The organism is Agromyces sp. P2_B3, assembly GCF_056404815.1.
The window spans coordinates 175,318-199,917 of record NZ_JBFUDH010000007.1 but is presented as its reverse complement, the minus strand read 5'-3'; the positions used below and the strand labels follow the sequence as shown (position 1 = coordinate 199,917).

The following is a 24,600-nucleotide window of genomic DNA, read 5'->3' as shown; positions in this document are numbered from 1 at the left end:
CGTTCGCGGACCGGTGGAATGATGCCGAGAGCGAACACGTACGATCGCCTGCATGACCGTTCCCTCGCTCTCCGTCTCCGCCTCCCCCGCCGTCGGTTCCGACGCCGACGTCGTGATCCTCGCAGCGACGAGCGGCAGCGACGGCGCCGAGCTCATGGCGGTCCCGGGCTACGAGTGGGTGCCCGCGGCGCTCGCCGCCCTCGGCGCGAAGGGCACCGCCGAGGAGTTCACACGGCTTCCGGGCAACGGCGACGGCCCCCGCATGGTGGTCGTGGCGGGCACGGGCGGTGCAGCGGATGCCGCGGCGTACCGCCTCGCGATCGGCAGCGCCGTACGGCAGCTCTCCGGTGTCACGTCCATCGCCATCGCGATCCCGACGGAGGATCCCGTACTCGCCGCAGCAGCCCTCGAGGGCGCGGCACTCGGCGCCTACGCCTATTCCGAGTACAAGTCGGCCGTGAAGGCGCCGGTCGAGCGCATCATCCTGCACTCCGAGCTCGACGAGGCGGTCATCGGCCTGGATCGCGTGCGAGCCGTCGCGGCCGGTGTCGCCCGCACGAAGGATCTCGTCAACGCATCGCCGGCCGACCTGTTCCCGGCGCGGCTCGCCGAGCTGGCGGTGGAAGCCGCGAGCGGTGCCGGCGTCGCCGCGAAGGTCTGGGACGAGGAGGCGCTCGCCGAGGGCGGCTTCGGCGGCATCCTCGGCGTGGGACTCGGCTCGAGCCGTGGGCCGAGGCTCGTACGGCTCGATTACGCGCCCGACGGGGCATCCGTGCACCTGGCCCTGGTCGGCAAGGGCATCACCTTCGACTCCGGTGGCCTGTCGCTGAAGCCGATGGCCTCGATGGTCGGCATGAAGACCGACATGGCCGGAGCGGCCGCCGTCCTGTCGGCCGTCGTCGCCCTCGCCGAGCTGCAGGTGCCCATCCGCGTCACGGGGTGGCTCTGCCTCGCGGAGAACCTGCCGTCCGGAACAGCGGTGCGCCCCAACGACGTCCTCCGCATGCACGGCGGCACCACGGTCGAGGTGCTGAACACCGACGCGGAGGGGCGGCTGGTCCTCGCCGACGGGCTCGTCGCCGCGAGCGCGGAGCAGCCCGACGCCATCATCGACGTCGCGACGCTCACCGGAGCGCAGGTCGTCGCGCTGGGCCATCGCATCACCGGGCTGATGGGCGACGACGGCCTCGTGGCCGACGTGCGGGCCGCAGCCGACGCCGTGGGCGAGGCGACCTGGCCGATGCCGCTCCCGGCCGACCTGCTCCCGTTGCTCAAGTCGGATGTCGCCGACCTCGCGAACACGAAGCTCGGGGTCACGGTGCCGGGCATGCTGCTGGCCGGTGTCTTCCTGCGGGAGTTCGTGGGCACGCGCGACGGATCCGAGGACCGGATCCCGTGGGCGCACCTCGACATCGCCGGCCCCTCGAACAACTCCGGAGGTGCGTGGGGATACACCGGATCGGGGGCCACCGGGGTGGCCGTCCGCACCCTCGTCCGGCTGGGCGAGGACCTCGCCGCCGGGTAGTAAGGTCATATGGGCGAGAACGTCGCCCGAGCACCCTGCCCCCGATCATCAACGGCGGCAGTCCGTGTCGCAGATCAATTGCGCAAGGGAGATTGCGGTTGTCCGAGCAGAACTTTGACATTGTCATCCTCGGTGGCGGCAGCGGAGGGTACGCGGCGGCGCTGCGTGCCGTCGAGCTGGGCTTCACCGTCGGCTTGATCGAGAAGGACAAGCTGGGTGGCACATGCCTGCACCGCGGGTGCATCCCGACCAAGGCGCTGCTGCACGCGGCCGAGGTCGCGGACAGCTCGCGGGAGTCGGCGAGGTTCGGCGTCCGCTCCACCTTCGAGGGCATCGACGTGCCCGCGGTCACCCAGTACCGCGAGAGCATCGTCGCCAGCAAGTTCAAGGGCCTGCAGGGGCTCGTCAAGGCGCGCGGCATCACGGTGATCGAGGGCGAGGGTCGCCTCGTCGCTCCCAACGCGGTGCAGGTCGGCGACGACCGCATCGTCGGCAAGAACATCGTCCTCGCGACGGGCTCGTACTCGCGCTCGCTTCCCGGCCTCGAGATCGGCGGCCGCGTCATCACGAGCGAGCAGGCACTCGAGCTCGACTTCGTGCCCCGCAAGGTGGCCGTGCTCGGTGGCGGCGTCATCGGCGTGGAGTTCGCCAGCGTCTGGAAGTCCTTCGGCGCCGACGTCACGATCATCGAGGCGCTCCCGCACCTCGTGCCCAACGAGGAGGAGTCGGTCTCGAAGCAGCTCGAGCGCGCCTTCCGCAAGCGCGGCATCGAGTACAAGCTGGGCGTCCGCTTCCAGGGCGTGACGCAGCACGACGACGGCGTCGTCGTCACGCTCGAGAACGGCGACACCGTCGAGGCGGAGCTGCTGCTCGTCGCGGTCGGGCGCGGACCGGTCACCCAGGGCCTCGGCTACGACGAGGTCGGCGTCACGATGGATCGCGGATTCGTCATCACCGACGAGCGCCTCGCCACCAACCTCCCCGGCGTGTACGCCGTGGGCGACATCGTTCCCGGCCTGCAGCTCGCGCACCGCGGATTCCAGCAGGGCATCTTCGTGGCCGAGGAGATCGCGGGCCTGAACCCGATCGTCGTCGAAGACGTGAACATCCCCAAGGTCACGTACTGCGAGCCCGAGGTGGCGTCCATCGGCTACACCGAGGCGCGCGCCGCGGAGAAGTTCGGGGCCGACCAGGTCTCGGCCTACGAATACAACCTCGCCGGCAACGGCAAGAGCCACATCCTCGAGACCAGCGGCTCCATCAAGGTGGTCCGCGTGAACGACGGCCCCGTGGTCGGCGTGCACATGATCGGCGCGCGCGTCGGCGAACTGATCGGCGAGGCGCAGCTCGCGGTGAACTGGGAGGCGTACCCCGAGGACATCGCCCCGTTCATCCACGCGCACCCGACGCAGAACGAGGCACTCGGCGAGGCGTTCCTGAAGCTCGCCGGCAAGCCGCTGCACGCGCTCTGAGCCCGACCCCGGAAACACGACTGCAATAAGCTAGATAGCGTCACACGCTGTGAAGGAGACAAGCGCATGAGCGAATCCGTCAGCCTCCCGGCACTCGGTGAGAGTGTCACGGAGGGCACGGTCACCCGCTGGCTGAAGAACGTCGGCGACCGTGTGGAGGTCGACGAGCCGCTGCTCGAAGTGTCGACCGACAAGGTCGACACCGAGATCCCATCGCCGGTCGCCGGCGTGATCGAGGCGATCCTCGTCCAGGAGGACGAGACGGTCGAGGTCGGCACGGCCCTCGTGACCATCGGCGACGGTTCCGCAGCTGCGGCCCCCGCCGAAGCCGCGCCGGCACCTGAGGCTGCGCCGGCTCCGGAGGCAGCGCCCGCTGCACCCGCGCCTGAGGCCGCACCGGCACCTGAGGCCGCACCTGCCGCACCGGCGCCCGAGGCCGCACCGGCACCTCAGGCTGCCCCGGCACCGGCGGCGCCTCAGGCTCCCCCGGCAGCCCCGGCCCCCGCGCCGCAGGCCGCCCCCGCACCGGAGGCCACGCCTGCCCCGCAGGCGGCTCCGGCGCCCCAGGCCGCACCCGCTGCACCGGCGGCCGCACCTGCCGCGCCGGCAGCTCAGCAGGCACCTGCCCCGCAGGCTGCTCCCGCTGCGCCGGCTCCCGAGGCCGCACCGGCACCTCAGGCGGCTCCCGCCCCGGCAGCCGAGGCACCGGCGGCTCCCGCCGCCACCGGCGGAGCGCACGCGGGCCCGAGCGGCTACGTGACCCCCATCGTGCGCAAGCTCGCGAACGAGCAGGGCGTGGACCTCTCGAGCGTGACCGGCACGGGTGTGGGCGGACGCATCCGCAAGCAGGACGTCATCTCGGCCCAGGCGCCCGCGACTGCTCCCGCCGCGGCGGCGCCTGCCCGTACGCCGCTCGAGACGTCGCCCCTCCGCGGGACGACGGTGCCGATGACGCGCCTCCGCAAGGTCGTGGCAGAGCGGGCCGTGGTCTCGATGACGTCCACGGCGCAGCTCACCACCGTCGTCGAGGTCGACGTGACGCGCGTCGCACGCCTTCGCGACCGCGTGAAGGGCGACTTCCTCGCGAAGACGGGCAACAAGCTCTCGTTCCTGCCGTTCTTCGCGCTGGCAGCTGCCGAGGCGCTCCGTGCCTACCCGATCGTGAACTCGACGGTCGATGGCGACAGCATCGTCTACCCGCCGACCGAGAACATGAGCATCGCGGTCGACACCGAGCGCGGGCTGCTGACGCCGGTCATCCGCAACGCGGGCGATCTCGACATCGCCGCGCTGGCTGCGCAGATCGCCGACCTGGCCGACCGCACGCGCAACAACCAGCTCAAGCCCGACGAGCTCTCGGGCGGCACCTTCACGCTGACCAACACGGGATCCCGCGGCGCCCTGTTCGACACGCCGGTCGTGTTCCTGCCGCAGTCCGCGATCCTCGGCACGGGCATCGTCGTGAAGCGCCCGGTCGTCGTGAAGCAGGACGGCGAGGACGCGATCGCCATCCGCTCGATGGTGTACCTGGCGCTCTCGTACGACCACCGCATCATCGACGGCGCCGACGCAGCCCGCTTCCTGACGGCGGTCAAGGAGCGACTGGAGGAGGGGGCCTTCGAGGCCGACCTCGGGATCTAGTCGAAGACGTCGCGCAAGCGCCATCCGGCCTCGCCCCTCACCATGAGGAGCGAGGCCGGTTCGCGTTCCGCGACGGTCTCCGCGTGCACGAGGACCGCTCCGCCTAGCTCTGCGGTGAGGACGATCGACGTGGGGTCGAAGCGCGGGGCAGGCTGGCCCGCTCCGTCTCGGCCGAGCGCGATGGCGTCACGGTCGGACGCCCCGATGGCAGACCCCGGCTGGTCGACGGCGTCGAGGCATCCGAGGTCGAGCATCTCGAAGCAGGACGCCCGCCGATCGAGCAGCCAGCGCGCCGCCGCGACGGGATCCGCATTCGCGTCGGTCTCGGGCTCTGCGGCGTCGCTCGGGGCGCCCGACGGCGTGGGTTCGCCGGGACCCGCTCCGGTCGCTTCCACAACTGCGGTGGCGTCCGGCTCCGCTGCCGCCGCCTGATCGTGCCCATCAGGTGGTGCCTGAGGCACCATCGTGAGCAACAGCACGAGGGCTCCCCCTCCGACCAGGCCGCCGACGACGAGCGCGCCGCGCCGACGGCCGATCGCACTGGTGATCCGCGCGCGAAGCTGACCGGCCGGCCGGAGGTCCGCCGCCTCCGCGAGCTGCTCGACGAGGTCGTCGGGGCCGTGCACCAGCGCGAGCACGCGTCTGAGGCCCAACCCGAAGCGCGGCTTCCCACCTTGCGGGTCCGGTGATGGCGTGGGTACCGCATCGGCGGGAACCGGTGGGATCGCCCGAGCGGGCGCCGCTCGCGGAGTGGCACGCGGTGTGAACCCTCGTACCGGTTCGGGCGCGGCCGACGTGAAGAGGCGCCGCTCGACCTCGCCGTCGCAGGGCTCGAAGGGACGAACGGCCAGCCGACCGCGGAGGTACCGGGACACCTCCTCGAGCGCATCGCGCGGTGACACGACCGACCCGACCTCGTCGATCAGGTCGGCGAGTGCCTCGTGGCCGGCACGCAGCAGGGCGGAACGCGCCTCGCCGGGACTCGGAAGGCGTCGTAAGGCACCGAGCCCGAGCAGCCGTGGTCTCCCGTCGTCGTCGAGGACGACATCGGTCGTGGAAAGGCGGCCGTGCACGAATCCGGCGCGTGCCAGCTCGCCGACGGCCACGACGAGCGGCGCGAGGATCGTGACCGCCTCGCCCGGACTGAGCCGTCGCTCGGCGAGCACCCGTGCTAACGTGCGGCCGCCCAGCCGCTCGACCACGAGGCAGCACCGGCCGTCCTCGAGGGTCGCCACGTCGATGAGTGAGGGCAGGGTGCCCGTGGCATCCGCCGACATCGCCTCGATCTCCGCGGCGATCGAGTCGTCGGCCGTTCCGGCCTCGTAGACCCGCAGCGCGACGAGCACCGGCGCCGGTCGCCCCGCCTCGACGGGGTCGTGCGCAGCAGGAGCAGAGCCGGTCGCCGATCCCGCCGTTCCGGCCGGTGCGGAGTCGTGGAGCGCAGCCGACTCGGCCGCGGCGAGGTAGACGTCGGCACGCGCTCCGGATGCGATGCGCCGCACGATCCGGTGGCCGACCAGGCGACCCTCGAGCGGGCCGGAGGCCTGCGCCGGCTGGGGCTCGGTCGGCACGGGGGCGGATCGGCGCGCGCGGCTCATACGGGCATCGTGTCGCTTCCGGCGGGAGCGTGGCGGCCTCCGGCCCGGCTTGGGAGTCACCGATCCCGATCAGAGTCTGGTGAGGACGAGTCGATCCGCGGTCGAGGGCCGCCCGCGGCATTCGCCCACCTAGACTGGACGGCATGCTCGACTTCGTCGTCGCGGGGCTAAGCGCCAACTCCGTGCCGTACATCGAGGGTCTCGACCTTCAGCGCGCCGTCCATCGCGCGGTCGTCAGGGGCGAACGCCCCGACACCGTCATCCTCCTGGAGCACCCCTCCGTATACACCGCCGGGAAGCGCACCGCTCCCGAGGAACGACCGACCGACGGAACCCCCGTCATCGACGTCGACCGCGGCGGCAAGATCACGTGGCATGGCCCCGGCCAGCTGGTGGGGTATCCGATCCTCCACCTGGCCGAGCCGATCGACGTGGTCGGCTACGTCCGCCGTCTCGAGGGCATCCTCATCGACGTGCTGGCCGACCTCGGCGTCGACGGACGTCGCGTCGAGGGACGGTCGGGAGTCTGGGTCGGCGAACCCGGCCGCGAGAACAAGATCGCCGCCATCGGCATCCGTGTCGCCGACGGCGTGACGATGCACGGGTTCGCACTGAACTGCTCGAACTCGCTGGAGCCCTACGAGAAGATCGTGGCCTGCGGCATCCGGGACGCCGGAGTGACGACCATCACCCACGAGCTCGGACGCCGGGTCGTGCCCGAGGACCTCGTCGAACCGATCACGCAGCGGTTCCTCGCCGAGGCCGAGGCGGCGGTCGCCGCATGAGCACCGCCCCCGATGGGCGCCGGATGCTGCGCCTCGAGGTCCGCAACGCCCAGACGCCGATCGAGCGCAAGCCCGAGTGGATCAAGACCCGCGCCAAGATGGGCCCCGAGTACCGGCAGTTGCAGAGCCTGGTGAAGAGCGAGGAGCTGCACACGGTCTGCCAGGAGGCCGGCTGCCCCAACATCTACGAGTGCTGGGAGGACCGCGAGGCCACCTTCCTCATCGGCGGCTCGCAATGCACCCGGCGATGCGACTTCTGCCAGATCGACACCGGCAAGCCCGCCGACTACGACGTGGACGAGCCGCGACGCGTCGCCGAGTCGGTGGTGCGGATGCAGCTGCGCTACTCCACGGTGACGGGCGTCGCTCGCGACGACCTGCCCGACGAGGGCGCCTGGCTCTACGCGGAGACGATCCGGGAGATCCACCGGCAGTCCCCGGGCACCGGCGTGGAGATCCTCGTGCCCGACTTCTCCGGCAACCCCGTGCACCTCGCCGAGGTGTTCTCCGCCCGGCCCGAGGTGTTCGCCCACAACGTCGAGACGGTCCCGCGCATCTTCAAGCGGATCCGACCCGCGTTCCGCTACGAGCGCTCGCTCGACGTGATCACCCAGGGCCGGGACGCCGGCCTCATCACGAAGTCGAACCTGATCCTCGGCATGGGCGAGGAGCGGGCCGAGGTGTCGCAGGCCCTCCACGACCTGCACGACGCCGGCACCGACATCATCACCATCACGCAGTACTTGCGGCCGAGCCCTCGCCACCTTCCCGTCGATCGTTGGGTGCGCCCCGAGGAATTCGTGGAGCTCAAGGAGGAGGCCGAGGAGATCGGCTTCCTCGGCGTGCTCGCCGGTCCCCTCGTGCGCTCGTCGTACCGCGCCGGGCGCCTCTGGGCGCAGTCGATGCACGCGAAGGGCCGCGCCCTGCCGGGCGGGCTCGCGCACCTCGCGGACGCCTCGCTCGGCTTCGCCCAGGCGGTCGGCTAGACCGGCACGAGCCCGGCGCCGGACGTCGCCTCCGCCCATCGAGAACACGGTCGGGGGCGGCGTCCGCCGCCGGTATCCTTGTGACCATGGCACGCACCAAGGACAAGGGCTCCGCTCCGAAGGAGCCGGGTCGCATGAAGCAGATGTGGCAGGTCTTCCAGATGACCCGCCGCTACGACTCGAGCGCGCAATGGCTCATGCTGCTCGGATTCCTCGTCCCCGTGCTCATCGGCCTCGGACTCGCGCTCTGGCTCGGCGAGGGCAACGGGTTCACGATCGCCCTCTGGATCGTCGCCGGTGTGCTGGCCGGCCTCCTCCTCGCCCTCGTCATCCTCGGCCGTCGAGCCGAGCGCGCGGCCTACGCGCAGATCGACGGCCAGCCCGGCGCCGTCGGCGCGGTGCTCCGCAGTGGCCTCCGCGGCGGATGGGTCGGCAACGAGATGCCGATCGCCGTGAACGGCAAGACGCAGGACGCGGTGTACCGCGCGGTCGGCCGCGGCGGCGTCGCACTCATCAGCGAGGGCCCCGTCACGCGCACCAAGCGCATGCTCGACGAGGAGCAGCGCAAGGTCACCCGCATCCTGCCGAACGTGCCGGTCACGCTCATCTCGGTCGGCCACGACGACGGTTCCATCGAGCTCTACCGCCTGCCCGCGACCCTGCGCAAGGCGAAGCGCACGCTCACCAAGCCCGAGGTGCTCGCGGTGTCGAACCGCCTGAACTCGCTGCAGACGGCGCTTCCCATTCCGAAGGGCATCGACCCGATGAAGGCGCGGCCGCAGCGCGGCAAGATGCGCTGACCCGGGTCGGCAGCACGCGGCATCCGTCGATCGGCGGATGCCGTTCGCCGTCCCATGGGCGAACGGCCGTCACCGCTGCTCGACTCCGCCACGGCCGATCGACGTCGTCACACCCGGATCAACACCGTGCCGGCGACCTTGTCGTGGAAGCCGCGCTGGTCGGAGTCCCAGACGAGCGCGGGCACGACGAGCACCAGCAGGAGCGTGCGTACGATCGGCCGACGGACGCCGACCCAGCCACCGGTGAGCGGCACCACCCGCATGCCCGTGAGACGGTGGCCGATGCTGCCGCCGATGGTCGGGATGAACACGACCTGCATGATCGCGAAGATGACGAGGGTCACCCACGAGTGGGTGAGCGAGCTGTACGGGGCGAAGAGCAACGCGATCAGCAGCGCCAGGCCCCAGTCGATGGCGATCGCGCCGAGGCGACGACCGACGCGGCCGACCGAGCCGCGGCCCGTGTCGGGAAGGCCGAGCCGCTCCCCCGGCCACCTGCTGGGCTCGAGCTCGCCGAAGGTGCGGGGGCTGGGGTCAGGCATCCCCCGAGTCTACCGACCGGCCATGCGCGTAACATGGCGGAAACATTGGCGTCATGGCAGGGAAACCGCGACTCGATAGCGTCGCTAGCGGCTGTGCACGTCCGTCCGGTCCCACCCCGCCCCTCTTGGAGATTCCGTCACATGTTCAGTGATTCGTCTGAAGTGCTCACGTTCATCAAGGAGACGGATGTCAAGTTCCTCGACATCCGCTTCACCGACCTCCCGGGCGTGCAGCAGCACTTCAACATCCCGGCGTCGACCGTCGACGAGGAGTTCTTCACGGTCGGCCAGCTCTTCGACGGCTCCTCGATCCGCGGCTTCGCGTCGATCCACGAGTCGGACATGCAGCTGATCCCGGACGTCTCCACGGCCTATGTCGACCCGTTCCGCGCCGAGCGCACGCTCGTCATGGTCTTCGACATCTACAACCCCCGCAACGGCGAGATCTACGCGAAGGACCCGCGCCAGGTCGCCAAGAAGGCCGAGAAGTACCTCGCGTCGACCGGCATCGCCGACACCGCGTACTTCGCACCCGAGGCGGAGTTCTACATCTTCGACGACGTGCGCTACGAGGTGAAGCAGAACGGGAGCTTCTACTCGGTCGACTCCGAGGAGGGCGCGTGGAACTCGGGCCGTGTCGAGGAGGGCGGCAACCTCGGCAACAAGACCCCCTACAAGGGCGGCTACTTCCCCGTCTCGCCGGTCGACAAGCAGGCCGACCTTCGTGACGACATCTCGCTGAAGCTCATCGAGGCGGGCCTGATCCTGGAGCGCGCCCACCACGAGGTCGGCACCGGCGGCCAGGCCGAGATCAACTACCGCTTCGACACGATGGTGCACGCGGCCGACGACATCCTGAAGTTCAAGTACATCGTGAAGAACACGGCGAACGAGTGGGGCAAGACGGCCACCTTCATGCCGAAGCCGCTCTTCGGCGACAACGGCTCGGGCATGCACACCCACCAGTCGCTGTGGAACGACGGCAAGCCGCTGTTCTACGACGAGGCCGGCTACGGCGGCCTCTCCGACCTCGCACGCTGGTACATCGGCGGCATCCTCCGCCACGCGCCCGCGCTGCTCGCCTTCACGAACCCGACGGTGAACTCGTACCACCGCCTGGTGCCCGGCTTCGAGGCACCGGTGAATCTGGTCTACTCGGCGGGCAACCGCTCGGCGGCCATCCGCATCCCGATCACCGGCACGAACCCCAAGGCCAAGCGCATCGAGTTCCGCGCTCCGGATGCCTCGGGCAACCCCTACCTCGCGTTCGCCGCCCAGCTCATGGCCGGCCTCGACGGCATCAAGAACCGCATCGAGCCGCACGAGCCGGTCGACAAGGACCTCTACGAGCTGCCGCCCGAGGAGGCCAAGACGATCCCCCAGGTGCCGGGCTCGCTCGACGCCGTGCTCGACGCGCTCGAGGCCGACCACGACTTCCTCCTCGAGGGCGGCGTGTTCACCAAGGAGCTCATCGAGACCTGGATCGACTACAAGCGCGAGAAGGAGCTGAAGCCCCTGGCTCAGCGTCCGCACCCGTTCGAGTTCGAGCTGTACTACGGCGTCTGATCCGCACCTGCAGTCCTACGAAGGGCCCGCATCGCTTCGGCGACGCGGGCCCTTCGGCCGTTCGAGCGACGGCGGCGATGGCGAGCGACGGGCGGCGGTGGCCGGCCGCCGTTCGACGGCCGGATCAGCCGGTGCTCGGCTCGCGCCGGGTCTCCACGCCGTAGAACCCGCGCTCGAACACCGCGCGGGCGCGGCGGGTGACCTGCAAGTAGTCGTCCTCGAGCCGCGTGGCTGAGCCGGGCGGATAGCCCATGATGCGGGCGACGCCCTCGAGCTGCGATCGTTCGACCGGCAGCACATCGGTGGTGCGGTCGAGCCAGAGTGTCAGCGAGGACCGCGCGCGCGATGCGAAGACCCATGCCGCGCGCAGCGTGCGGGCGTCGGCGGCCGTGATGTGTCCGTGCTCCACGGCGGCGGCCAGCGCGTCGAGCGTCGACGGCGTGCGAAGCGAGGGCTCCGCCGCGCCGTGCTCGAGCTGCACGAGCTGCACGAACCACTCCACGTCCGACAGCGATCCCCGTCCGAGCTTGAGGTGGCGTCGCGGGTCGGCGCCCTGGGGCAGCCGCTCGTTCTCGACCCGGGCCTTGATGCGTTTCACCTCACGCACGTCCTGCTCGGTGAGGTGCTCGGGGTAGCGCACCGTGTCCGCGAGCTCCATGAAGTCGTGAAGCAGCGCCTCGTCGCCGGCCACGGGACGCGCACGCAACAGCGCCTGCGCCTCCCAGGTGAGCGACCACCGGGCGTAGTACGCGCGGTACGCATCGAGGGAACGTGCGACGACGCCATTGCGTCCCTCGGGGCGCAGGTCGGCGTCGAGCTCGAACGGCAGCCTCGCGTCCTCCGTCAGTCGCACGAGGTCGGCGACGATGCGCAGCGCCCGCGCCTGCGCGGCCTCGGGCGCGGCATCCGTCGGCCGGAAGACGTACACGATGTCGGCGTCGGACCCGATGCCGAGCTCGCGCCCGCCGAATCGGCCCATACCGACCACGGCGAACTCGATGCCGTCGGGCTCGAGACCGCGGATGGCCGTGACCATGGCCGAGATGTGGCTCTCCGTGACATCCGACAGCCCGTGGCCGAGCTCCTCGACGGTGCAGACGTCGAGGATCGCCGAGAGGGCCAGCCGGAGCACCTCGCGGCGGCGGATGGCGCGGAACACCTTCCCGGCGGCCGCGGCGTCGACATGCCGGCCGAGCACCGCGCGCTTCTCGTCGTCGAGGGCGGCCAGCGAGCGGGGCCGCAGCTCGTCGACGTCCTCCAGCCACGCGACCGCCTCGGGCGTGCGTTCCAGGAGCTCGCCGGCGAAGCGCGACCCCGACAGCACGCGCGTGAGGCGGAGCGCGGCATCGGACGAGTCGCGGAGCAGCCGCAGGTACCAGTGCGTGGTGCCGAGCGTCTCGCTCAGCCGGCGGAAGGCGAGCAGGCCGTAGTCGGGATCCGCGCCCTCCGCGAACCACGAGATCAGCACCGGCACCAGGTGGCGCTGGATCGTGGCGCGACGCGAGACGCCTGCGGTGAGCGCGCCGATGTGCGCCAGCGCACCACGCGGATCGCGGAACCCGATCGCCGCGAGTCGGGCCGCGGCCTGCTCGCTGGTCAGCTCCAGCCCGCTCGCCGGCAATGCCGCGACGGCCGAGAGCAGCGGCCGGTAGAACAGGCGTTCGTGGAGGCCCCGCACGCGCTGCCGGGTGGACTGCCAGAGCGCCGACAGGTCGTGGTCGTCGCGGCCGAGGCCCGACGACCGCGCGAGGGCGCGGAGCTCTGCGGCGCCTCGCGGCATGAGGTGCGTGCGCCGCAGGCGCTGCAGCTGCAGGCGGTGTTCGAGGACCCGGAGGATGCGGTAGTCGCGCGAGAACTCCGCCGCCTCCTCACGACCGACGTAGCCCCCGTCGGCCAGCGCCGCGAGCGCCGGCAGGGTTCCGGCCTGATGGATCTCGGCATCGGTCGCCCCGTGCACGAGCTGGAGGAGCTGCACGGTGAACTCGATATCGCGCAGCCCGCCCGGCCCGAGCTTCAGCTGCACGTCGACCTCGCCGGCTGGGATGTGCTCGGTGACGCGTTCGCGCATGCGCTGCACCGACTCGACGAACCCCTCCCGGCCCGAGCTCGACCACACCTTCGGCGCCACGCCGGCGGCGTACCGGGCACCGAGCTCGGCGTCGCCGGCCAGCGGTCGCGCCTTCAGGAGGGCCTGGAACTCCCAGCTCTTCGCCCAGCGGTCGTAGTACTGCAGGTGCGAGTCGAGCGTGCGCACGAGCGCGCCGTCCTTGCCCTCGGGCCGCAGGTTCGGGTCCACCTCCCACAGCGGCGGTTCGATGCCGGGCTCGGCGATGACCCGCATCGCGATCATGGCGATGCGCGTGGCGATGTCGAGCGCGCGCGGCGTCGACACGACCTCCTCGTCGGCGGAGTCGGCCACGTAGATCACGTCCACGTCGCTCACGTAGTTGAGCTCGCGCGCGCCGGCCTTGCCCATGCCGATGACGGCGAGCCGGGTGGCGTCGACCTCCGCGGCCGGGTACGTGCCGGGCGCAGCCGGGGCGCCGTCGGCGCGGGCGATCGCACGCCGGGCGGCCACGATCGCCGCGTCGAGGGTCGCGCCCGCCAGGTCCGCGAGGCCGGATGCCACGACATCGACGGCCTCGACCGCGTCGGCCCGGCTGAGATCCCACACGGCGATGCCCGCGAGCAGCCGTCGGTAGCGCACGCGCAGGGCGGATGCCGCGGCGTCGAGGTATCCCGCCGGCGGAGCATCGACGTCGTCGAGCGCCGCGAGGAGCGACTCGCGCGCATCCGCAGTCGCCGGTGGCGGCAGGGGCACCTGCTGCAGCAGTCCCGTCTCTCCCGGATGGCGCATCAGGAAGTCGGCGAACCCCCGCGATGCGCCGAGCAGTCGGGCCAGGCGCTCGGCCGAGGCGTCCTGTTCGAGCACGACGGCCACCTCATGCGGAGCGCGCTCCCGCAGCCGCGCGACCGCGACCAGCGCCTCGTCGGGGTCACCAGCGTGGGCGAACGCGGCGAGCAGGCGCTCCTCGTCGACGCCCGTCGCGGTGGCGAGGGCCTCGAGGCCGGCCGCCGCCGAGTCGAGGTCGTCGAAGCCCGCCCGCGCGAGTCGACCGAGGGTCGGGGCCTGGCGTGACATCCGGTCGCGGGTCAGAGGATCTCGAGGTTGCGCTGCAGCTCGAAGGTCGTCACCTGCGAGCGGTAGTCGCGCCACTCCGAGCGCTTGTTCGCGAGCACGTAGTTGAACACCTGCTCGCCGAGCGTCTCGGCGACGAGCTCGGACTCCTCCATGTACTCGATGGCGTGGTCGAGGCTCGCCGGCAGCGGGTGGTACCCGAGGGCACGGCGCTCGCTGTCGGTCAGGGCCCAGACGTCGTCCTCCGCCTCGGGCGGGAGGTCGTAGCCCTCCTCGATGCCCTTCATGCCCGCGGCGAGCAGCAGCGAGAACGCGAGGTAGGGGTTCGCCGCCGAGTCGATCGCCCGGTACTCGACGCGCGCGCTCTGCCCCTTGTTGGGCTTGTACAGCGGCACCCGCACGAGCGCGGAGCGGTTGTTGTGGCCCCAGCAGATGAAGCTCGGCGCCTCGTCGCCGCCCCACAGTCGCTTGTACGAGTTGACGAACTGGTTGGTGACGGCGGAGATCTCGTTCGCGTGGCGGAGGAGGCCCGCGATGAACTGGCGGCCGATCTTGGAGAGCTGGTACTGCGACCCGGCCTCGTAGAAGGCGTTGGCGTCGCCCTCGAAGAGGGAGAGGTGCGTGTGCATGCCGCTGCCGGGATACTGCGAGAACGGTTTCGGCATGAAGGTCGCGTACACGCCCTGCTCGATCGCCACCTCCTTGATCACGGTGCGGAACGTCATGATGTTGTCGGCGGTGGTGAGCGCGTCGGCATACCGGAGGTCGATCTCGTTCTGCCCCGGGCCGGCCTCGTGGTGGCTGAACTCCACCGAGATGCCCAGGTCCTCGAGCATCCGCACGCTGCGCCGCCGGAAGTCGTGTGCGGTACCACCGGGCACGTTGTCGAAGTATCCGGCGGAGTCCACGGGGACGGGCCCCTCCTCGCCGTACTTCGACGAGCGGAGCAGGTAGAACTCGATCTCGGGGTGGGTGTAGAACGTGAACCCGCGATCGGCCGCGCGGGCCAACGTGCGCTTGAGCACGTTGCGCGGGTCGGCGACGGCCGGCTCGCCGTCGGGCGTCGTGATGTCGCAGAACATGCGCCCCGTGGGGTCGATGTCGCCGCGCCACGGGAGCGTCTGGAACGTCGTCGGGTCGGGGTAGGCGAGCAGGTCGGACTCGAACGTGCGGCTCAGCCCCTCGATCGCGGACCCGTCGAACCCGATGCCCTCGGTGAACGCCCCCTCGACCTCGGCCGGGGCGATCGCCACCGACTTCAGGGTTCCGACCACGTCGGTGAACCAGAGCCTGACGAACTTGACTCCTCGTTCCTCGATGGTCCGGAGAACGAAGTCGCGCTGCTTATCCATCCACACCCTCTCTCGCACCTCTCAGGGTAGCGGCAGAACGGCCGGCAGAGCGCCGGGCGCGGATGCCGCGTGTGCCAGACTGGCGACATGTCAGAGCAGCCCGTCAACGACACTCCTTCCGACAGCACGGCGAACGTGGAGACGAACCCGTACGGCGGCGGCGCGGCATCCGGAGGCCCCAAGCGGGTTCGCACCCGCCACTTTCAGAACGCGAAGCGCGACGGCATCAAGATCACCGGCCTGACCAGCTACGACATGCTCACCGCGCGCATCTTCGACGAGGCGGGCATCGACTTCCTCCTGGTCGGCGACTCGGCCGGCAACAACGTCTTCGGCTACGAGACCACGCTGCCGGTCAAGGTCGACGACCTCATCCCCCTCACCCGCGCCGTCGCCGGCGCGGTGCGGCGCGCGTTCGTCGTCGCCGACATGCCGTTCGGCTCCTACGAGAACGGACCCGAGGAGGCGTTGCACACCGCGGTGCGGTTCATGAAGGAGACGGGCGCCCACGCCGTGAAGCTCGAGGGCGGCGAACGCAGCCACAAGCAGATCCGGCGCATCGTCGGCGCCGGCATCCCCGTCATGGCGCACATCGGCTACACGCCGCAGAGCGAGCACGGCCTCGGCGGGCACGTGATCCAGGGCCGCGGCGAGGGCGTGAAGCAGTTGCTCGCCGATGCCAGGGCCGTGCAGGACGCCGGGGCGTTCGCGGTCGTGCTCGAGATGGTGCCGGCCGATGCGGCACGTCAGGTCACCGAGCTGCTCGACATCCCCACGATCAGCGTGGGCGCCGGCCCGCACACGGACGGCCAGCTCCTCGTCTGGACCGACTGGGCTGGGCTCACGATCGGGCGGGTGCCGAAGTTCGTGAAGCAGTACGCCGACCTGTCGGGCATCCTGAGCGGTGCCGCGAAGGCGTGGCGGGCGGACGTGGAGTCGGGAAGCTACCCCAACGCCGAGCACAGCTACGAGTAGCGGCTGCGCTCTCGCCGCCTGCCGGCCGATGCTTCGGCGCGAAGAGGATCAGCGGTCCTCAGCCTCTTCCTCGGCCCACTTCGCGCTGTTCGCACGCAGGATCTCGAGCGCCCGCTCGGCCTCGGCGCGGGTCTCGAACGGCCCCACGCGATCGACCGCCGGCGACTGGAAGCCCTGCTCGACCTCGCCCGTGTGCATGTTGTACCAGAACTGGTGCTCGACATCCTCGGCCATAGGCTGATCCTATGCCCAAGGACGCCTCCGGCCACCTGATCCCCGGCCGCCCTTCGCCGATCCGAGCCGTGCCCCAGTCGATCGTCCGTCCCGAGTACGTCGGGCGTCGGGCACCCGCTCCGAACGCCGGCGGCGACTGGTACACGCCCGGGGAGGTCGAGCGGATCCGCGCGGCCGGCCGCATCGCCGCCGGGGCGATCGAGGCGGCGGCGGCGGTCATCCGGCCCGGGGTGACGACCGACGAGCTCGACCGCATCGCGCACGACTACGTCGTCGCCCACGGCGCCTACCCGTCGACGCTCGGCTACCGCGGCTATCCCAAGTCGTCGTGCACGTCGGTGAACGAGGTGATCTGCCACGGCATCCCCGACGACACCGTGCTCGACGACGGCGACCTCGTGAACCTCGACGTCACCGCCTACCTCGACGGCTACCACGGCGACCTCAACCACACGTTCCTCGTCGGGCATGCGTCCGAAGTGGCGACGCTGCTCGTCGAGCGCACGCGCGAAGCGCTCGCCCGCGGCATCCGCGCCGTCGCCCCCGGCCGCCAGGTGAACGTGATCGGCCGAGCGATCGAGGCGTACGCCAAGCGATTCGGCTACGGCGTCGTGCGCGACTACACGGGCCACGGCGTCGGGCGCGCGTTCCACACCGGGCTCATCATCCCCCACTACGACGCGCCCGAGTTCGACACGGTGATGGAGCCGGGCATGGTCTTCACGATCGAGCCGATGCTCACGCTCGGCACGACCGACTGGGACCTCTGGGACGACGACTGGACCGTGGTCACCCGCGATCGCGCCCTCACGGCCCAGTTCGAGCACACGCTCGTGGTCACCGACCGCGGCGCCGACATCCTGACACTCCCCTGAACGTCGGCCGTGGGCCGCGCGATAGTCTGGCCGCATGGCGACGGACCACGCGATCGGGATCGACATCGGCGGCACGGGCATCAAGGGGGCGGTCATCGACCTCGGCACCGGAGAGCTCGTCACGGATCGCGTGAAGGTGCGAACGCCCGAGGGCGGCCGGCCGGCCGACATCCTCGCCGCGACCGAGGAGCTCGTCACGGGGATCGACCAGCGCACCGGCACGAAGCTGCCGCTCGGCGTCTGCTTCCCCGCGGTCGTCAAGGGCGGGCGCACCCTCTCGGCGGCGAACATCTCCCGCGAGTGGATCGGGCTGCCGGCCGAGGAGATGTTCGAGAAGGCGCTCGGCCGCGACATCCACTTCATCAACGACGCGGATGCCGCCGGCTACGCCGAATCCCGCTACGGCGCCGCGGTCGGCGTCGAGGGGCTCGTCATCCTCACGACCCTCGGCACCGGCATCGGATCGGCGCTCATCAACGACGGCGTGCTCGTGCCCAACTCGGAGCTCGGACACCTCGAGCTCGACGGGCACGATGCCGAGAGCCGAGCGGCGTACTCCGCGATGGAGCGCGAGTCGCTCAGCTGGGAGAAGTGGGCGAAGCGCCTCCAACGCTACTACTCGCACCTCGAGTTCATCTTCTCGCCCGACCTCTTCGTGGTCGGCGGCGGCGTGTCGAAGCACCACGAGCACTTCCTGCCGCTGCTGAAGCTCACCGCGCCGATCGTGCCCGCCGTGCACCGCAACAACGCGGGCATCCTGGGCGCTGCTGCGCTCGCGATCCGGTAGGTGCGAGCGGGCCGGCTGATACGCCGGGTTCTGTTCACCGGGCGCTTGCGCGACACCGGCTGGACGGCCATCTCTCTCGGAGCTGCGTTGCCGCAGCCCTCCAGCGGCCTACCCGGGAACGGGACGGGCAGCCCCATCGTTCCCTGTCTGGCCTTGCTCCGGACGAGGTTTACCGAGCCGGCCGCGTCACCGCGGCCGCTGGTGGGCTCTTACCCCACCGTTTCACCCTTACCCCGGGCCGAAGCCCGGGGCGGTCTGCTTTCTGTGGCACTGTCTCGCGGGTTGCCCCGGGTGGGTGTTACCCACCGTCCTGCCCTGCGGAGCCCGGACGTTCCTCGGCACCCGGTTCGCACCGGATGACGCGGCCGTCTTGCCGACCCGCTCGCCCCTTCAGGCTACAGGCCGCGGCCGACGATCAGAGACCGGACTCGTCGGTGCGGACCAGGATGCGGTCGCACTCGGGGCACTGCACGACGTCGTCGGGAGCCGAGCGGCGGACCTTCTCCAGATCGGAGCCCGTGAGGGTGATCGTGCAGCCGTTGCAGGTGCGCTGGCTGAGCAGCGCGGCGCCCACGCCGCCTCCGCGGGTGCGCCGCTGCTCGTAGAAGGCGAGCAGGTCGGCGGGGATGCTCCCGGCGACGACGGCGCGGTCGCGCTCGGTGGCGTCGCGTTCGGTGGCGAAGCCTGCTGCGGCCTCATCGCGCTGTCCCTCGAGCACCGCCGCCTCGGCCGCGATCGATGCGCGCTCCTCGTCGATGCCGGCGACCACGGCCTCGGCGGTCTCCACCTTCTCCATGACGACGAGCTCCTGGTCCTCGAGGTCGGAGAGGCGCTTGGCGAGCGAGTCGAGCTCGGACTCGAGCGCCGCGACATCCTTCGTCGAGGACGTGTGCTGCAGCCGGTCGCCGTCGCGGGCGATGCGCGCCTCGACGACCTGCACGTCCGACTCGAGCCGCTTCAGCTCGGCACGCGCGTCCTCGAGCCCGCCGACGGCCTCGGCGCGCGTGCCGCGGACGGCGGTGTCGCGCTTGGCGAGCTCGGCGAGCGGCGCGGCCTGGGGCAGCGACCCCAGCCGGTGGGCGAGCTGCTGGAGGCGGGTGTCGAGGGACTGGAGTCGCAGCAGTTCCTGCTGGTCGGCTGGGCTGGCCTTCACGTGGTGCTCCTCGTGGGGGACGGAGTGGAAGTGGTCATCATTGCACGACCTGGAAGTCCCAGGGGTCGGTGCGGAGTTCGCTCACGCGCACGTCGAGCTGCGGGTGCGCCTCGCGCAGCTGGGCGGCCGCCGCGTCGAGCCAGAGCCATTCGCTGGCCCAGTGCGAGACGTCGAGGAGCGCGGGGCCGCCGGCGAGCAGCGCCTGCTCACGGGCCTCGGAGGCCGGGTGGTGGCGCAGGTCGGCGGTGATGTAGACGTCGACACCACGCACGATGGGGTCGCCGAGCAGCGAGTCGCCGGCGCCGCCGCAGAGCGCCACGGTCTCGACGCGGTCGTCGAAGCCCCCGGCGGCGCGGACCCCCGTGGCCGTCGGCGGCAGCAGCTCGGCGAGGAGCCTGGCGAGCCGGCCCAGCGTCGTCGGCTCGGGAAGCCGTCCGATGCGGCCGAGGCCGGTCGACGGGTCGGCGGCCGGCACGATGGGGCGCACGTCCACGAGACCGAGTCGTGCCGCGAGCACCCCGGAGGTGCCCTGCTCGACGACGTCCGCGTTCGTGTGCGCCGCGACCAGCGCGCAGTCGGCGCGGATGAGGCGTGCGAGGAGCGCGCCCTTGTAGCGGTCCTCGGCGATGCTCGTGACCCCGCGGAGGAGCAGCGGGTGGTGGGCGATGAGGAGGTCGGCCTCGGCGTCGACGGCCTCGTCGATCGTGGCGGCGACGGCGTCGACGGCGAGCAGGATGCGGTCGACCGGTGCGTCGGGGTCACCCGTGACGAGCCCCGGCGCGTCCCACGGCTCGGCGCCGCCGAGCGGCCAGAGTCGATCGATCGTCGTCAGGACCTCGGCGAGAACGGCTGGCACGCGCCCCAGCCTATCCCCCGCACTGGAGGCGGGCGCCGAGTCGGTGGTGGGCCCTGCCGGGCTCGAACCGACGACATCCACGGTGTAAACGTGGCGCTCTACCAACTGAGCTAAAGGCCCGCACGCGCAGCGGCCTGGCGGCACACGCCGCGCGGCGCATGCCCATGGTAGCGGAGCGTCCCTAGACTCACGCCCATGGAGCCCGGGACGCAGCATCCGAGCCGCACGGCACCGCCCGAGCATCGGTGGCCGGCGGTGGGAGGCCTGCTCGCCGCCCTGGCGCTGTACGCCTTCCTCCCGAACGAGCTCATCGGGCCGCTGCGCTTCGTCGTGGTCGGCGCCGGCCTGGCGCTCCTCGTGCCGCTCATCATCGTGAATCCGCACCGGCTGACGCGCGAGACCGGCTGGACCCGGGCGGTGTCGGTGTCGCTCGCGCTGCTGCTGGTGCTCGCCAACCAGGTGGCGCTCGTGCTGCTCGTCTTCAAGCTCATCAGCGGCCGGCACGATGCGCCCGGCCTCCTCCTCGCGGCGCTCCAGGTCTGGGTGGCGAACGTGATCGGGTTCGCGCTGCTGTACTGGGAGGTCGACCGCGGCGGACCCGTGGTGCGCACGACGTGGGCGCGCACGGAGCTGCCCGCCGCCGACTTCCGCTTCTCGCAGGACGAGGACCACGACGCGATCGCCGAGGTGGCCGCCGGATCCGCCGCGGTGCTCGACTGGACGCCGAGGTTCGTCGACTACTTCTACACGTCGCTGTCGAACTCGATGGCGTTCAGCGCGAGCGACGCCATGCCGCTCTCGCAACGCGTCAAGCTGCTCATGGGACTGCAGGCCTTCGGCGGCTTCGTGATCCTCGCGCTCGTCATCGCCCGCTCGGTGGGAATCCTCGACACCGGCGCGTGAGCGGATGCCGCGGCATCCGCTCACTGTCGTGTCGCGGGCCCCGTCGCGTCAGGCCTCGAGCGCCGCGCGATACTGCTCGAGCGACCGAGGCTCCCCCGGTCCGGTGGCGAAGCTCGCACGGATGACGCCGTCGACGCCGATCACGAACGTCGCTCGCGCGGCGTAGCCGGGTTCGTCGAGGAACGCACCGTACGACCGTGCCACCTCGCCGTGCGGCCAGAAGTCCGAGAGGAGCGGGAAGTCGTAGGACTGCTCCTCGGCCCAGGCGCGAAGCGCGTGCTTCGAGTCGACGGAGATGCCCAGCAGCTCCGTGCGGGCGGTGCGGAACAGCTCGGGGTGGTCGCGGAGCTCGCAGAGTTCGCCCTGGCACGTGCGTGAGAACGCGAGCGGGAAGAACACGAGCGTCACCGGCGTGACACCCCGGAACGCCGAGAGGGACACCGCTTGCCCGAACTGGTTGCGGAGCGAGAAGTCGGGGGCGACCGTGCCGGGCTGGAGGATCATCGTCGTCTGGCTCCCGGGGTTCGTGCGGCTTCGACGGCGCCCAGCCTAGCCCCGACGCACGGGGCATAGAATCACTAGGATGGCGTGGTGCCACGCGACCGTGATCCGGTCCCTCCGTCGTGCGCACGCCCCCACACCGCAGGCATGATCTGCTGAAGAGAGAGGTCGAGTGTGACTGTCAACGACCAGGACCCCTACTCGGTCGAGGCGATGGACTCCGATCCCGAGGAGACCTTCGAATGGGCTGAATCCCTCGACGCACTCGTCGCGGAGAAGGGGCACCAGCGGGCGCGCGAGATCATGCTCAGCCTGCTGAAGCGCTCGAAGGAGCTGCACCTCGGCGTGCCGATGGTCCCCACGACCGACTACCTCAACACGATCGCGCCCGAGAACGAGCCCGAGTTCCCGGGCGACGAGGAGGTCGAGCGCCGCTACCGCGCGTGGATCCGCTGGAACGCCGCCATGCTCGTGCACCGCGCGCAGCGGCCCGGCATCGCCGTCGGTGGCCACATCTCGACGTACGCGTCGTCCGCCGCGCTCTACGAGGTGGGCTTCAACCACTTCTTCCGCGGCCAGGACCACCCCGGTGGCGGCGACCAGATCTTCATCCAGGGGCACGCCTCCCCCGGCACGTACGCCCGCGCGTTCCTCGAGGGCCGGCTCAGTGCCGACCAGCTCGACGGGTTCCGGCAGGAGAAGTCGCATGCGCCCAACGGCCTCTCGTCGTACCCGCACCCACGCCTCATGCCCGACTTCTGGCAGTTCCCGACCGTGTCGATGGGCCTCGGCCCCATCAACGCGATCTACCAGGCGCAGCTCAACAAGTACCTCACCAACCGCGGCATCAAGGACGCCTCCGACCAGCACGTCTGGGCGTTCCTCGGCGACGGCGAGATGGACGAGGTCGAGAGCCGCGGGCAGCTGCAGGTCGCCGCGAACGAGGGCCTCGACAACCTGACCTTCGTCATCAACTGCAACCTCCAGCGGCTCGACGGCCCGGTGCGCGGCAACGGCAAGATCATCCAGGAGCTCGAGAGCTTCTTCCGCGGCGCCGGCTGGAACGTCATCAAGGTGGTCTGGGGCCGCGAGTGGGACGACCTGCTCGCGCGCGACCACGACGGCGCCCTCCGCAACCTCATGAACGTCACGCCCGACGGCGACTACCAGACGTACAAGGCCGAGTCCGGCGCCTACGTGCGCGAGAACTTCTTCGGGCGCGACCCGCGTGCGCTCGAGCTCGTGAAGGACCTCTCCGACGAGCAGATCTGGAACCTGAAGCGCGGCGGCCACGACTACCGCAAGGTCTACGCCGCGTTCAAGGCCGCGACCGAGCACAAGGGCCAGCCCACCGTCATCCTCGCCAAGACCATCAAGGGCTACGGCCTCGGTCCGAGCTTCGAGGGCCGCAACGCGACCCACCAGATGAAGAAGATGACGCTCGACAACCTCAAGACCTTCCGCGACGCGATGCGCATCCCCATCAGCGACGCGCAGCTCGAGGAGAACCCCTACCTGCCGCCGTACTACCACCCGGGTGAGCAGGACGAGGCGATCCAGTACCTCCACGAGCGCCGTCGCGAACTGGGCGGCTACCTGCCCGAGCGGCGCACGAACCACACCGCGATCACGCTGCCCGACGACTCGGCCTACGCGATCGCGAAGAAGGGCTCGGGCACGCAGGAGATCGCCACGACCATGGCGTTCGTCCGGCTCCTGAAGGACCTCATGCGGGCGAAGGACTTCGGCAACCGCATCGTGCCGATCATCCCCGACGAGGCCCGCACGTTCGGCATGGACGCGTTCTTCCCGAACGCGAAGATCTACAACCCGAACGGCCAGCACTACACCTCGGTCGACCGCGAACTGCTGCTCGCCTACAAGGAGAGCCCGCAGGGCCAGATCGTGCACGTCGGCATCAACGAGGCGGGCGCACTCGCCGCGTTCACCAACGTCGGCACGTCGTACTCGACGCAGGGCGAGCCGCTGATCCCGATCTACGTCTTCTACTCGATGTTCGGGTTCCAGCGCACCGGTGACGCCATCTGGGCGGCCGGCGACCAGATGGCGCGCGGCTTCATGATCGGCGCAACGGCGGGTCGCACCACGCTCACCGGCGAGGGCCTCCAGCACGCCGACGGGCACTCGCTGCTCCTCGCCTCCACGAACCCTGCGGTCGTCTCGTACGACCCGGCCTACGGCTACGAGATCGGCCACATCGTGCGGGCGGGGCTCGACCGGATGTACGGCGGCACCCACCCCGACCCCAACGTCATGTACTACCTCACGGTCTACAACGAGCCGATCGTGCAGCCCGCCGAGCCCGAAGGCACCGACGTCGAGGGCATCGTCCGCGGCATCCACCGCCTCTCCGAGTCGCCGGTGCAGGGCCCCAAGGCGCAGCTGCTCGCCTCGGGCGTGGCCGTGCCGTGGATCGTCGAGGCGCAGGAGCTGCTCGCGAACGACTGGGGCGTGTCGGCCGACGTGTGGTCGGTCACCAGCTGGACGGAGCTCCGTCGCGACGGCCTGGCCGCCGACGAGCACAACTTCCTGAACCCCGATGCCGAGCGCCGCTCGGCCTACCTGACGCAGAAGCTCTCGGGCGTGCGGGGCCCGTTCGTCGCGGTGTCCGACTACATGCACGCGGTGCCCGATCAGATCCGCGCGTACGTGCCCGGTGACTACGCCACGCTCGGCGCCGATGGGTTCGGCTTCTCGGACACCCGCCCCGCGGCGCGACGCTTCTTCACGATCGACGGCCCGTCGGTGGTGGTGCGCACGCTCGAACTGCTCGCGGATCGCGGTGAGGTCGACCGCTCGCTCCCGGCGCAGGCCATCGCGAAGTACCGGCTCCACGACGTGAACGCCGGCACCACCGGATCGGCCGGCGGCGAGAGCTAGCGGGCGACG

General features: G+C 70.9%; 20 protein-coding genes, 1 tRNA gene and 1 other RNA gene. 12 read left to right on the top strand and 10 right to left on the bottom strand.

The genetic code is table 11. From position 1 onward, the window contains the following. Nucleotides 1-52 precede the first annotated feature (52 nt). From AC1DZA_RS12550 to sucB, 3 genes are all read left to right on the top strand, one after another. Complete coding sequence (locus AC1DZA_RS12550) at nucleotides 53-1,525, top strand: leucyl aminopeptidase (RefSeq protein WP_476772984.1); 1,473 nt, start codon at nucleotides 53-55, stop codon at nucleotides 1,523-1,525. Nucleotides 1,526-1,623: 98 nt separating this feature from the next. After that, on the top strand, nucleotides 1,624-2,997 hold the full coding sequence (lpdA, locus tag AC1DZA_RS12545) for a dihydrolipoyl dehydrogenase (protein ID WP_476760886.1): 1,374 nt from the start codon (nucleotides 1,624-1,626) through the stop codon (nucleotides 2,995-2,997). A gap of 66 nt (nucleotides 2,998-3,063) precedes the next feature. Continuing rightward, nucleotides 3,064-4,638, top strand: coding sequence for a 2-oxoglutarate dehydrogenase, E2 component, dihydrolipoamide succinyltransferase (sucB, locus tag AC1DZA_RS12540; protein WP_476772983.1), 1,575 nt, complete (start codon nucleotides 3,064-3,066; stop codon nucleotides 4,636-4,638). On the opposite strand, the gene AC1DZA_RS12535 is transcribed toward sucB, so the two are convergent. Further along, the gene (locus AC1DZA_RS12535) at nucleotides 4,635-6,236 is read right to left on the bottom strand and encodes a hypothetical protein (RefSeq protein ID WP_476772982.1); all 1,602 of its coding nucleotides are present in this window, start codon (nucleotides 6,234-6,236) and stop codon (nucleotides 4,635-4,637) included. The genes sucB and AC1DZA_RS12535 overlap by 4 nt on opposite strands. A gap of 143 nt (nucleotides 6,237-6,379) precedes the next feature. Here AC1DZA_RS12535 and lipB point away from each other — a divergent pair, with 143 nt between their 5' ends. The 3 genes from lipB to AC1DZA_RS12520 all read left to right on the top strand — a co-directional run bounded on the left by lipB (nucleotide 6,380) and on the right by AC1DZA_RS12520 (nucleotide 8,807). Beyond that, a complete protein-coding gene (lipB, locus tag AC1DZA_RS12530) occupies nucleotides 6,380-7,021 on the top strand; it encodes a lipoyl(octanoyl) transferase LipB (protein WP_476772981.1) in 642 nt (213 codons plus the stop codon). Then, nucleotides 7,018-8,007, top strand: a complete 990-nt coding sequence (gene lipA, locus AC1DZA_RS12525) for a lipoyl synthase (protein WP_476772980.1) — start codon at nucleotides 7,018-7,020, stop codon at nucleotides 8,005-8,007. The genes lipB and lipA overlap by 4 nt, the downstream gene beginning before the upstream one ends. 86 nt (nucleotides 8,008-8,093) lie before the next feature. Continuing rightward, nucleotides 8,094-8,807, top strand: a complete 714-nt coding sequence (locus tag AC1DZA_RS12520; protein ID WP_309978477.1) for a DUF4191 domain-containing protein — start codon at nucleotides 8,094-8,096, stop codon at nucleotides 8,805-8,807. A gap of 107 nt (nucleotides 8,808-8,914) precedes the next feature. On the opposite strand, the gene AC1DZA_RS12515 is transcribed toward AC1DZA_RS12520, so the two are convergent. After that, nucleotides 8,915-9,349, bottom strand: a complete 435-nt coding sequence (locus AC1DZA_RS12515) for an RDD family protein (RefSeq protein ID WP_309978475.1) — start codon at nucleotides 9,347-9,349, stop codon at nucleotides 8,915-8,917. A 141-nt stretch (nucleotides 9,350-9,490) separates the two neighbouring features. Between AC1DZA_RS12515 and glnA the strand changes: the two genes are divergently transcribed. Beyond that, on the top strand, nucleotides 9,491-10,915 hold the full coding sequence (glnA, locus tag AC1DZA_RS12510; protein ID WP_476761840.1) for a type I glutamate--ammonia ligase: 1,425 nt from the start codon (nucleotides 9,491-9,493) through the stop codon (nucleotides 10,913-10,915). Between the two features lie 124 nt (nucleotides 10,916-11,039). Here the strand turns inward: glnA and AC1DZA_RS12505 are convergent, their stop codons facing one another. Then, nucleotides 11,040-14,057, bottom strand: coding sequence for a bifunctional [glutamine synthetase] adenylyltransferase/[glutamine synthetase]-adenylyl-L-tyrosine phosphorylase (locus AC1DZA_RS12505; protein ID WP_476772979.1), 3,018 nt, complete (start codon nucleotides 14,055-14,057; stop codon nucleotides 11,040-11,042). 11 nt (nucleotides 14,058-14,068) lie between these two features. Beyond that, nucleotides 14,069-15,406: a glutamine synthetase family protein gene (locus AC1DZA_RS12500; protein WP_309978469.1), complete on the bottom strand. Its 1,338-nt coding sequence runs from the start codon at nucleotides 15,404-15,406 to the stop codon at nucleotides 14,069-14,071. 87 nt (nucleotides 15,407-15,493) lie between these two features. Between AC1DZA_RS12500 and panB the strand changes: the two genes are divergently transcribed. Further along, nucleotides 15,494-16,381: a 3-methyl-2-oxobutanoate hydroxymethyltransferase gene (gene panB / locus AC1DZA_RS12495; RefSeq protein WP_476772978.1), complete on the top strand. Its 888-nt coding sequence runs from the start codon at nucleotides 15,494-15,496 to the stop codon at nucleotides 16,379-16,381. A gap of 48 nt (nucleotides 16,382-16,429) precedes the next feature. On the opposite strand, the gene AC1DZA_RS12490 is transcribed toward panB, so the two are convergent. After that, nucleotides 16,430-16,615 (bottom strand): SPOR domain-containing protein, encoded by a 186-nt coding sequence (locus AC1DZA_RS12490; protein WP_309978465.1) that lies wholly within the window; start codon nucleotides 16,613-16,615, stop codon nucleotides 16,430-16,432. Between the two features lie 11 nt (nucleotides 16,616-16,626). Here AC1DZA_RS12490 and map point away from each other — a divergent pair, with 11 nt between their 5' ends. Continuing rightward, nucleotides 16,627-17,490: a type I methionyl aminopeptidase gene (gene map, locus AC1DZA_RS12485; protein ID WP_476772977.1), complete on the top strand. Its 864-nt coding sequence runs from the start codon at nucleotides 16,627-16,629 to the stop codon at nucleotides 17,488-17,490. 34 nt (nucleotides 17,491-17,524) lie between these two features. Next, the gene (gene ppgK / locus AC1DZA_RS12480; protein WP_309978461.1) at nucleotides 17,525-18,277 is read left to right on the top strand and encodes a polyphosphate--glucose phosphotransferase; all 753 of its coding nucleotides are present in this window, start codon (nucleotides 17,525-17,527) and stop codon (nucleotides 18,275-18,277) included. 3 nt (nucleotides 18,278-18,280) lie between these two features. Here ppgK and rnpB read toward each other — a convergent pair. From rnpB to AC1DZA_RS12460, 4 genes are all read right to left on the bottom strand, one after another. Then, nucleotides 18,281-18,658: RNase P RNA component class A (gene rnpB / locus AC1DZA_RS12475), an RNA gene on the bottom strand. A gap of 34 nt (nucleotides 18,659-18,692) precedes the next feature. After that, complete coding sequence (locus AC1DZA_RS12470; RefSeq protein ID WP_476772976.1) at nucleotides 18,693-19,430, bottom strand: zinc ribbon domain-containing protein; 738 nt, start codon at nucleotides 19,428-19,430, stop codon at nucleotides 18,693-18,695. Between the two features lie 37 nt (nucleotides 19,431-19,467). Further along, nucleotides 19,468-20,286 (bottom strand): Nif3-like dinuclear metal center hexameric protein, encoded by an 819-nt coding sequence (locus tag AC1DZA_RS12465; RefSeq protein WP_476772975.1) that lies wholly within the window; start codon nucleotides 20,284-20,286, stop codon nucleotides 19,468-19,470. 44 nt (nucleotides 20,287-20,330) lie between these two features. Next, nucleotides 20,331-20,406 (bottom strand) — tRNA-Val (locus AC1DZA_RS12460). Between the two features lie 75 nt (nucleotides 20,407-20,481). Here AC1DZA_RS12460 and AC1DZA_RS12455 point away from each other — a divergent pair. Next, entirely contained in the window at nucleotides 20,482-21,189 is a 708-nt protein-coding gene (locus AC1DZA_RS12455) for a hypothetical protein (protein ID WP_476763215.1), read from the top strand. Between the two features lie 48 nt (nucleotides 21,190-21,237). On the opposite strand, the gene AC1DZA_RS12450 is transcribed toward AC1DZA_RS12455, so the two are convergent. Continuing rightward, on the bottom strand, nucleotides 21,238-21,693 hold the full coding sequence (locus AC1DZA_RS12450; protein ID WP_476763216.1) for a peroxiredoxin: 456 nt from the start codon (nucleotides 21,691-21,693) through the stop codon (nucleotides 21,238-21,240). A 171-nt stretch (nucleotides 21,694-21,864) separates the two neighbouring features. Between AC1DZA_RS12450 and aceE the strand changes: the two genes are divergently transcribed. Then, nucleotides 21,865-24,591, top strand: a complete 2,727-nt coding sequence (gene aceE / locus AC1DZA_RS12445; protein ID WP_476772974.1) for a pyruvate dehydrogenase (acetyl-transferring), homodimeric type — start codon at nucleotides 21,865-21,867, stop codon at nucleotides 24,589-24,591. Nucleotides 24,592-24,600 lie beyond the last annotated feature (9 nt).